Here is a 9736-nt window from a genome sequence, read left to right on the forward strand (position 1 = left end):
TGCACCCCCTTAGCTTCAAAAATAGGCCTTAGTACTCCACGTCGGACGAGAAGTATTTGAATTGAATGATGGAAATGACAATAATCAAAGCAGCCAGGACAAAAGATTGCGCCGCCGCAAGTCCGAATTCGTAGAAATTGAACGCCGTGCTGTAAATCAGATAGGCGATGGTTGTCGTCGCGAAGTTCGGTCCGCCCTGCGTCATCAGGTATACCGAGATGAACACCTGGAAGGACGTAATGACACCCGTCACCAGCAGATATAGTGTGGTCGGTTTCATTAGCGGCCACGTAATTCGCCAGAATTTGGACCAGCCGCTGGCATGGTCGATGTCCGCGGCTTCATAGAGCGATTTCGGAATCCCGCCCATGGCGGCCAAATAGAGAATAATGCCCGCGCCATGCGAACCGAGCCAGTTCATCAGAATGAGCGAAAAGAGCGCCGTGTTCGATTTGCCGAGCCATATGACCGGGTCGAACCCGAACAATCCGATGAAACGGTTCAGCAGCCCGGCTTGGGTCGGATCGTAGATCGCGAGCCATACCACCGAAATGGTGACGCCGGAGGCAACGGCCGGCAAATACATCGTAGCCTTGAAGAACGTCTGCCATTTATTTTTCATCTGAAAAATAAAAAAGGATAATGCATACGTGATGACAATGTTGACCGGAACGGTACCGATCGTGAAGATGACCGTATTCCTCATGGATTTCCAGAACACTTCATCCTGTACCATCCGTGTATAGTTGTCTGCTCCAATCCATTCGGAGCCCATCACGCTGTATTCCTGAAAGCTCATCAGAAAAGCGGACGCGACAGGGTAGAGCGTGAATATCAAGAACAACAGTACGGGAGCCAGAATGAATAAATACGCCCATCCATATTCTCGTATGTACCCCTTCATGGGGGGACGTGATGGCCGGGCTTGCGCCGGGGCAGTCTGCATTTGATTTCCTCCTTTGCGCACAGGTGAAGTATTTTCATGAAGCCTTTTTGAGCCTGGAGCGATTGGTTTAAAAAGGGAGTGCCCCGATCGTTCCTGCTAAGGACAACGGGACACCCCCTTATAACTTCAATTACTGTCCTAAAATTTGTTTGCCTTTGTCCTTGAAGTCTTGTGCGATCTGCTCCGGCGTCTTCTCGCCCGAGAACAGCGCTTGAATGTTCGGCTTCACCACTTGCTCCTTGAATTTCTTCTGGTTGCCCGAAGCATCCGCATCGAGATTCAAAGTCACCGGAATTTCCTTGAAGTTCGCGAAAATTTCCGCTGCTTTAATAGTAGATTCCGTCCCGAGCCCTTTGCCTTCATAAAACTCCGCTTGGGATTTGCGTACGAAAGGCAGCACCAGTTCATTCGCGGAATTACCGGCTTTCGCGCCGCTCAGTCCTTCCATGATCAGGAACGTATTCTTTGCATGCTCTTCGCCTTTATCCTTCTTCTGTTTGAACGCCACGTAGCCTTCGCCAAACATGGAGGTCTTGCGCTCAGCCCCGTCATTATGCGGAACCGGCAGCAGGACGAAGTCGATTTTCGCGCCTTGGACCGTACCGCTGTCAATATCCTTCGCGCGGTTCTGCAGCATCACGTCATAGTAAGGGATCGCCTTGGACACGATCGCGGCTTCCTCGGCATAGAACAGGTCCATCCGTTTCGCCGGCGTAATCGCGGCAGTCTCGGCAGGCAGATGTCCGGCTTTCATCAGATCGGACACGAACGTCATCGTATCCAGAATCCGCTCGTCATTCCATTGGAACTCGCCCTTGTCGTTCAGAACGTCAGGCATGCCGTTGCTGCGTGTCAGCATTTCCATGAAGTCCAGGGAAGTACCGTCCGTCACCAGCGCATACTGCGTATTGCCATTCGGAAGTTTCTTGGTCAGCTTCTCGGCAGCAGCCTTGAACTCGGTCCAAGTCCAGCCGTTCTCTTGAATAGCCTTCCAGTCGATGCCTGCTTCTTCGAGAATCTTCTTGTTGCCGCCCCAAGCCCAGAGGGATTGGTACAGCGGGAGACCATACTGCTTGCCCTGGATTTGACCCAGCTCAAGCGTTCCCGGCAGGTAGTCGTTCTTGATTTCATCCGTAATATAAGGGGTCAGTTCCAGTGCCAGGCCCGTATCCACATAAGCTCCATCCACCGCGTGGAAGTATAGGTCAGGCGGGTTGCCGGCATTCAAGGCGACGTCGAACTTCTTCGGGCCTTCAGCCCAGGAGAGCACTTCGGTTTGTACGGTAATATGCGGATATTTCTCCTTCAAATCCGCCACATGCTCTTTCAATTCATCTTCGTATTTACCATGTACCGGATAAGTCCAGACAACGACCGTGTCCTGCTTCGGCGCAGCTTCGCCGTTTCCTTCCGAAGCCGTTCCGCTTCCGCCTTCCGGTGCCTTCGCTCCGCCGGAACCGCCGCAAGCCGCGGTAAACACGAGCATCAAAGAAGCCAACAATGTAAGCCAACCTTTTTTCTTCATGTACTACTCCCCTTATCATTTATATATTTGTGGTTTCGCTATGAACTACAACCGCTTGATCGCTCGCCGGCTTTCATCCAGGTATTTCACTGAATTCTCGTAATTCCGGCTGGCGACGCCAAGATATAAAATATCGATAAGATTAAGCTGCGTAATACGAGAGGACATCGCGCCACTGCGAATCTCGTTCTCCGTCGAGGAGGTGTACAAAGGTATGTCGACCGATCGGCTCAAGGTAGAATCCCCGTATTTGGTAATGCCAATCGTCTTGCATCCCTTCTCCTTGGCAATGGCTGCTGCGCGGATCACCTCGTCCGTTTCACCGGAATAGGAAATGCATACGGCCGCATCATCCGGAGTCAGCAGCACCGCCGAGGTGAGCTGAACATGAGGGTCCGGAAAAGATATGCATACCTTATTGATCCGCAAAAATTTCTGTTGGGCATCCATCCCGATCAGATTGGAAGCCCCTACCCCAAACATGAAAATGCGCTTCGACTGATCGAGGGCCAGAACGGCCTCTTCCACCATCCCTTCCTCCATAATCTTCATCGTATCCCGAATCGATTGAATGTTATTGTTCGAGACGTTCTGTATAATTGCAGAAATGCTGTCATTGGGCCGGATATCCTGATATCCGGTGGCTAATGGCTCCTGCAAGTCTCCGGCTACCTTCAGTTTCAGATCCTGATAGCCTTTGAATCCCATCGTTTTGCACAGGCGCACAATCGCTGCCTGACTGGAGCCGCTTCGGACAGCAAGATCCGCCACCGACATTTGTATCATCTCTGCCGGCTCCTGCAAAATGAAGGCTGCAACCTTGCGCTCGGACGGATTTAATGAATCATACACCTCGCGCAATCGAACCAATCCGCCGTTCATTTCTTGCCCCCCTTTTCAAATCATCCTCTGATGGTCACTACTATGTAATATTACTTTACACATCTTGAATGAAAGCATGACTGGTATCGCTTTCACTATCAGTGGATTGAGTTTATTATAAATTGTATGAAATTATATTTCAATACATAATTCATGATTTAAAATTTTATTTTACAACACCTGGTTTTTCTCCTATACTGGATATAGAAAGCGAAGTGGTTCAATATGGAAATTTTTATCGGTGTCGATGGCGGCGGTACGAAGACCGAAGCAACCGCTATCAATAGCGCTGGAGAAGTGTTGTCCCGTTTTACCGGAGGTTCCACCAATCCTTACATTGTAACATTCGATAAAGCGATGGAGGAACTCCAAACCGTGTTGGATGAGCTCCTGTCCCCCCTTTTTAATAAGTCGTTTTTATTAACATCAATATGTCTTGGTATGTCAGGTATAAGTTCGGTTGAGGAGCGGCAGCGTGTACAATCTCACCTTCGTTCCTACTTCCGGCAGCGGCAGCTCTCGTTACGTATTTACATGCGTTCGGAAGCCGAAATTTCATTGATGGCGGTACTGGGGCGTCAGCATGGAATACTCGCAATCTCAGGAACAGGCTCCAATACCTACGGCATCACCCAATCGGGAGACATCCACCGCGTCGGTGGTTGGGGACATCTTCTCGGAGATGAAGGCAGCGGTTATCAGATCGGACTTCAGACTCTGAAATCCGTGATCAAGAGCCATGAAGGCATAACGCCCCCCACCCTCATGAGCAGCCTGATCGTTGCAGCCTACCCGATCCGGCATATTACCGACCTCAAATCTTACATTTACCAGCCCGCTATAACGAAACAGGATATCGCCTCCTTCGCCCGCTGCTGCATCGAGGCAGCCGACGCCGGCGATGAAACGGCACTACGCATTATCAGGCAGCAGGCCGAAGAGCTGGCCGATACCACTTGCGCGCTCATTCGACAGAACGCCGAATTCGCCGAGAGCGAGCTTGTGGGAATCGGCTCGATTTTCAAGCATTCACGATGGTTCCGAGAGACGTACACCCGCCTTATGCTTACACGTTACCCCCTGCTCCGTTTCCCTGAAGGAAACCGTGAGCGAACGCCCGCACAGGGCGGGGCCCTGTTGGCCTGCAAGCTATTTACTGACGGCGTCTCTGACTTGCTGTAGCTACCACATCATCAGTGCCCGTCCATATTCCAAGGCAAAAAAGGAGACCTGTCTCATGACGAATATTCTAAGTCAATTGACAACCGAACAGCCTCATGAAAATACCCAGAACATTGATCAGTTGAGCTCGGAACAAATCATGATCCTCATCAACAATGAGGATAGCCTGATCACCGATGCGATTCGCGAACTCATTCCTCTGATAGCCAGGGCGGCCGATCACGTCGTCGAAGCTTTCCAGAAGGGCGGCAGATTGTTTTACATCGGTGCGGGGACCAGCGGTCGCATCGGGATTCTGGACGCATCCGAGTGCCCGCCTACCTATGGAACGGACCCGTCCATGGTGCAGGGATTGATTGCCGGCGGCTTCAGGGCCGTCAAAGAGGCCATCGAAGGCGCTGAGGATAGCGAAGAGCTTGGCGAGCAGGATATCAATGAAAACGGTATCAACGAGAAGGACGTCGTTCTAGGCATCGCTGCAAGCGGACGCACGCCGTATGTCCTTGGCGCCATGAGACGCGCCAAGGAAAGAGGGGCCGTTGTTATCGGTCTGTGCAACAATTACGAATCGCCGATGCATCAGTATGCCGAATTCGTGATCGAAGCCGTCGTAGGCCCCGAGGTCATCATGGGCTCCACGCGCATGAAGGCCGGCACCTCTCAGAAGCTGATTCTGAACATGCTGACGACAACCGCCATGATTCGGATCGGCAAGGTTTACAAAAACCTGATGGTTGACCTTAACCCGTCGAACAATAAGCTGGTCCATCGCGCGAAGCGCATCATTACCCTGGCAACGGGAGCATCGGAGGAGGCCGTGGAGAAGGCATACCTTGAAGCCGGCGCCCATGTCAAAACCGCGATCGTGATGCTGCTTGCCAACGTCAGTGCCGCGGAAGCCTCCAAGCTTCTTGACGGTACCAGCGGGTTTGTGCGCAGCGCGATCGATATGAAAACAACGAAATAACATAACGTTTGCCAATATGCGAAGTTTCTGTCGTGAAATGTTAAACGGGATATCCCAGTTCCGGTCGATCTGGAGGATATCCCGTTTATTTGTTTGCCAGCCTTGGACCTTTATGTACGGATAGACGTCATCTTATTGATGGGCCGACGGGCTTCATCGTTCATGGATGCCCGCTTCTGCCCCATCGGATCGTTCGGCTTCAGCCCCATCGGATCGTTCGGCTTCAGCCCCTCGCGAAACCTGGACTTCTTGTAAACAACCGTGGATTCATCACTCCTTGTCCGATGCCCGGCCGACCTGTTGTTCGCTCCATTCCCACAGGCGCGCAGCCAGCTTTGGATCCCTTGCCTTCTCGGTCGTTTTGGCCGGTTTGCATTTGACGTAATATTCCCCTGTTACATGCTCCACTTCAGGGCTTGACGCCAAGTAAATCGCTGTCCGGGCTCCTTCGAGCGGGGTTAAGAAGAACGGACGAAGCAGCTTGTGGACGGCTTTGCCGAAGCCTGTATCCCGGTTCACGCCGATGCTGGTGCTGACGGCGCCGGGATGAAGCGCATTAACCGTTATCCTTGTCGGCTGCAGCCTACGGGCCAGCTCTTTGGTGAATAAGATGTTAGCCAGTTTGGACTGCGCGTAACCCTTGGCCACATTGAATCCCTTCCCAAGATTCGGATCATCGAAGTGGATGCTGCCCACCTTGTGCGCTCCGGAGGAAACGTTCACGACCCTCCCCTGCCTGGCACGCTGAAGGGGCTCCAGCAGCTCGTTCGTTAGCAAAAAATGCCCCAGATGGTTGACTCCGATCATCGCTTCGAATCCGTCCTTCGTCAGTTCCCGCTGAATGGTGACCACGCCGGCGTTATTCACCAGAACATCAAGCTGCTCGTATTTCGCCTTATATTCGGAAGCAAATGCCCTAATGCTGTCAAAAGACCCCAAATCCAGCGACATCAGCTCGATGTTCGAGCTGCCGCTCTCCTGCTGCGCCTGCCGAAGAGCCGCTTCGCCCCTGGCTTGACTACGGCAGGCCATAATCACGTGCGCTCCGCCTTTTGCCAGCTCCGACGTCGTTGCCAAGCCCATGCCGGAGTTGGCTCCCGTTACGATGACGATCTTTCCTGTCATGTCATTCATCCCGCTGACCTCCCGTTCGTATTCCTTCTACCATTGTAATAAAAAAACGTCTATCGACGTACTTTCTCAGAAGACAGACAAGCATTTAGCGGAAGTTTTTCTTGCGAGATAAGGCTGGTAATCCTCTGAAGTTTATACTTTCTTATCTCTAAAAAAAAAGTCCCGCCACCAACATCGATCTGGAGACGAGACTTCAATTACGTACTAAAGAAAGCTTATGCCAGGCTTATACGCCTCAAGCGCCGCCGTTCATGGCGAGTATGATCGCGGCCAGTCCGAAGCACAGGTTCAGCAGGCACAGAAATACCAGCGTCTGCTTCTGGTTGAGCCCCGTTGCCAGCAAACGATAATGGGCTTGGGAGGCATCGGCCTGATAGATCGGCTTGGATTGAAGCATTCGGCGGATGACCACGATGATATTATCGAAGATCGGCACGCCCAGCGCGAAGATGGGTACGAACAAGGACGCCAGGGTCGCACCCTTAAACGCGCCGTCCAGAGCAATGATCCCGAGGATGAACCCGAGGAAGGTAGCGCCGGCATCCCTCATGAACACTCTGGCCGGCGGCTTGTTATACCTTAAATATCCCAGCGCGGCTCCTACGAGTATGACCGCGAGCAAGGCGGATTCGCCTCGGCCCATCGTCATCGCGACAACAAACAGCGTTCCTCCCGATATGGCGGAGAGCCCTCCTGCCAGCCCGTCGATGCCGTCCGAGAAGTTAATCACCGTCGTAACGCCGAAGATCCACAGAATCGTTAAGATCAGCTGCAGCCATTCCGGCAAGTTAATATAGTGACCCGTAAACGGATTGTTGAATCCTTCGAACGCGATGCCATAGCTGTATACTACGACGGCTGCGCTGACCTGTACAATGAGCTTCGGCAGCGAAGCCAGCTCCTTGCCCTGGGACTTATACCAATCGTCCACGAGGCCGATCCCAAGAATCAACGCGCTACCGATAAAGATACCTACCGCTTCCCTTGAGATGGTACCTGTAAGCGCAAAATAAGTGATGAAAAATCCGATGAATATGGCGACTCCCGCTGTCAGCGGTATCGGCTCGCGGTGTATTTTCCGCTCGCTGTCCGGCCTTGGCTTGTCCACAAAATCAATCTTGATCGCAAGTTTGCGAAATGGCGGAATCAATACCAACACCAGCACCATGGATATGACAAACGCTGCAAAATAGAGCATGGTTTCCTCCCAATGAATGATGAATAATGGAGAACATTGCAATCTAAGTATATGACTTATAGCGAATCCTATCAACCTATCAAAAAGAAAAAGACCGCCGCATCCGTAGAAATTCTACTTAGCAGCAGCCCCTCCGGACTCATCGGTTAAGACTCCTTCTTCACCGCAAGCCCAATGATCATTACGATAAGTGCCAGCAAAGCAATCAACTGATCGATGGTCATGGCCAAAAGCCTCCTTGAATGGCAGGATGGCTCTTGCCGGACTACGCATCTCCCTCTCCCGTTAAATGCCTTACGTTTTCCCCATTACCATCCTATGAGGGTTCAACCCCCGTTTATGACGATAACCGCCAAAAAACCTGCCCCGTTCAGATAACTTTCCAGGGCAGGTTTGCATCTCGCGCAGGCAAGGGGAAGAGGCAGCGCACGGGGTACGAGGCACTCATTCAGGACAGCGCGAGGCACTCATTTCAAACAGCGCCAGCGTTCAGGTTATGGCTCGCTTCGGATCGGGATTCACCTTATTCCGTCACGATGTCATAGATCAATACAGGCGCATCCGCATGATCAGCGATTCGAATGCTTTCATACAGCTTCTGCTTCACGTCGTCCACGTTCTCGCGGTTGGCATGGATCGTGACAAGGGAATCGCCTTTCTTCACGGTATCGCCGACCTTCTTGTTCAGCATCAGGCCAACCGCCAAATCAATTTCGGATTCCTTCGTCGCGCGGCCGGCCCCGAGCAGCATCGCCGCCGTACCGATCTCATCTGCTACCAGCTCGGCGACAACGCCGTCCTGCTGCGCGGGAAGCTCAATGAGATACTGTGCCTTCGGCAGACGGTCCGGATGATCCACCACGGACGGATCTCCGCCCTGGTTCTGGATGAATTCCTTGAACTTCTCCAGTGCCTTGCCGTTGCGAATCACCTCTTTTAGCTTCTCTTCGGCATCTTCGAGCGAGTCCGCCTTCCGGGCCAGGTACACCATCTGTCTGCCCAGCGCCAGGCACAGCTCTTCCAGATCCTTCGGACCCTCGCCGCGAAGCGCATCGATCGCCTCCTGCACTTCCAGCGAGTTGCCGATCGCGGCCCCAAGCGGTTGGCTCATATCGGAAATGACCGCCATCGTTTTGCGGCCGACGTTGTTGCCGATGCTGACCATGGCGTGTGCCAATTCCTTGGCATCCTCCACCGTTTTCATGAACGCGCCTGCGCCGGTTTTAACGTCCAGCACAATCGCATCCGAACCGGCGGCAATCTTCTTGCTCATGATGGAGCTTGCAATCAGCGGAATGGAATTGACGGTGGCCGTCACATCCCGGAGCGCGTACAGTTTTTTGTCCGCCGGCGTGAGGTTTCCGGTTTGGCCGATGACGGCGATTTTATGTTGATTCACAAGGTTCACAAATTCGTCTTTGCTGATCTCCACATGGAAGCCTTCGATGGATTCCAGCTTGTCGATCGTTCCTCCGGTATGGCCGAGGCCTCGTCCCGACATCTTCGCTACCGGAATATCCAGAGCCGCTACGAGCGGAGCCAGCACCAGCGTCGTCGTGTCGCCTACGCCCCCGGTGGAATGCTTATCGACCTTGATTCCCTCAATTGCGGACAGATCAATCGTTTCGCCGGAGTTTACCATCGCCATCGTCAAGTCCGCCCGCTCCCGGTCGGACATGTCCTGGAAATAAATCGCCATGTTCATGGCGCTCACCTGATAGTCGGGAATGTCTCCCTTGGTATATCCGTCGATAAAGAAATTGATCTCTTCTGTTGTCAGTTCCTTGCCGTCGCGTTTCTTCGCAATTAAATCAACCATTCTCATCGTACATTCTCCTCACTGTTTGCGATGATTGTATTTCTTCCACGGGAATCACTACAAATACGGACCGTTCTTCCGAT

The 9736-nt window shown here is 52.5% G+C and carries 8 protein-coding genes; 2 read left to right on the forward strand and 6 right to left on the reverse strand.

Annotation, left to right across the window (positions count from 1 at the left end; genetic code table 11):
- Positions 1-28 precede the first annotated feature (28 nt).
- From HMPREF9412_RS04470 to HMPREF9412_RS04480, 3 genes are all read right to left on the reverse strand, one after another.
- Complete coding sequence (locus HMPREF9412_RS04470; RefSeq protein ID WP_009590108.1) at positions 29-946, reverse strand: carbohydrate ABC transporter permease; 918 nt, start codon at positions 944-946, stop codon at positions 29-31.
- Between the two features lie 130 nt (positions 947-1076).
- Positions 1077-2471 (reverse strand): ABC transporter substrate-binding protein, encoded by a 1395-nt coding sequence (locus HMPREF9412_RS04475; RefSeq protein WP_009590111.1) that lies wholly within the window; start codon positions 2469-2471, stop codon positions 1077-1079.
- 45 nt (positions 2472-2516) lie between these two features.
- A complete protein-coding gene (locus HMPREF9412_RS04480) occupies positions 2517-3353 on the reverse strand; it encodes a MurR/RpiR family transcriptional regulator (RefSeq protein WP_009590115.1) in 837 nt (278 codons plus the stop codon).
- 225 nt (positions 3354-3578) lie between these two features.
- On the opposite strand from HMPREF9412_RS04480, the gene HMPREF9412_RS04485 reads away from it, so the two are divergent.
- On the forward strand, positions 3579-4535 hold the full coding sequence (locus tag HMPREF9412_RS04485) for a BadF/BadG/BcrA/BcrD ATPase family protein (RefSeq protein ID WP_009590126.1): 957 nt from the start codon (positions 3579-3581) through the stop codon (positions 4533-4535).
- Between the two features lie 55 nt (positions 4536-4590).
- The gene (murQ, locus tag HMPREF9412_RS04490) at positions 4591-5502 is read left to right on the forward strand and encodes an N-acetylmuramic acid 6-phosphate etherase (RefSeq protein WP_009590114.1); all 912 of its coding nucleotides are present in this window, start codon (positions 4591-4593) and stop codon (positions 5500-5502) included.
- A 270-nt stretch (positions 5503-5772) separates the two neighbouring features.
- On the opposite strand, the gene HMPREF9412_RS04495 is transcribed toward murQ, so the two are convergent.
- From HMPREF9412_RS04495 to HMPREF9412_RS04505, 3 genes are all read right to left on the reverse strand, one after another.
- Positions 5773-6636 carry an SDR family oxidoreductase gene (locus tag HMPREF9412_RS04495; RefSeq protein WP_009590110.1) on the reverse strand — a complete coding sequence of 288 codons (864 nt, stop codon included), beginning with the start codon at positions 6634-6636 and terminating at the stop codon, positions 5773-5775.
- A 235-nt stretch (positions 6637-6871) separates the two neighbouring features.
- The gene (locus tag HMPREF9412_RS04500; protein ID WP_009590139.1) at positions 6872-7834 is read right to left on the reverse strand and encodes an MraY family glycosyltransferase; all 963 of its coding nucleotides are present in this window, start codon (positions 7832-7834) and stop codon (positions 6872-6874) included.
- A 523-nt stretch (positions 7835-8357) separates the two neighbouring features.
- Positions 8358-9659 (reverse strand): pyrimidine-nucleoside phosphorylase, encoded by a 1302-nt coding sequence (locus tag HMPREF9412_RS04505; protein WP_009590135.1) that lies wholly within the window; start codon positions 9657-9659, stop codon positions 8358-8360.
- Positions 9660-9736: the final 77 nt, after the last annotated feature.

This window comes from Paenibacillus sp. HGF5, assembly GCF_000204455.1.
Lineage (GTDB): Bacteria > Bacillota > Bacilli > Paenibacillales > Paenibacillaceae > Paenibacillus_AQ > Paenibacillus_AQ lautus_A.

Excerpts from the sequence above, each read along its gene's own strand:
- HMPREF9412_RS04495 (WP_009590110.1), bottom strand. The coding sequence starts at position 6,636 with ATGAATGACATGACAGGAAAGATCGTCATCGTAACGGGAGCCAACTCC.
- HMPREF9412_RS04500 (WP_009590139.1), bottom strand. The coding sequence starts at position 7,834 with ATGCTCTATTTTGCAGCGTTTGTCATATCCATGGTGCTGGTGTTGGTA.
- murQ (WP_009590114.1), top strand. The coding sequence starts at position 4,591 with ATGACGAATATTCTAAGTCAATTGACAACCGAACAGCCTCATGAAAAT.
- HMPREF9412_RS04470 (WP_009590108.1), bottom strand. The coding sequence starts at position 946 with ATGCAGACTGCCCCGGCGCAAGCCCGGCCATCACGTCCCCCCATGAAG.
- HMPREF9412_RS04505 (WP_009590135.1), bottom strand. The coding sequence starts at position 9,659 with ATGAGAATGGTTGATTTAATTGCGAAGAAACGCGACGGCAAGGAACTG.
- HMPREF9412_RS04475 (WP_009590111.1), bottom strand. The coding sequence starts at position 2,471 with ATGAAGAAAAAAGGTTGGCTTACATTGTTGGCTTCTTTGATGCTCGTG.
- HMPREF9412_RS04485 (WP_009590126.1), top strand. The coding sequence starts at position 3,579 with ATGGAAATTTTTATCGGTGTCGATGGCGGCGGTACGAAGACCGAAGCA.
- HMPREF9412_RS04480 (WP_009590115.1), bottom strand. The coding sequence starts at position 3,353 with ATGAACGGCGGATTGGTTCGATTGCGCGAGGTGTATGATTCATTAAAT.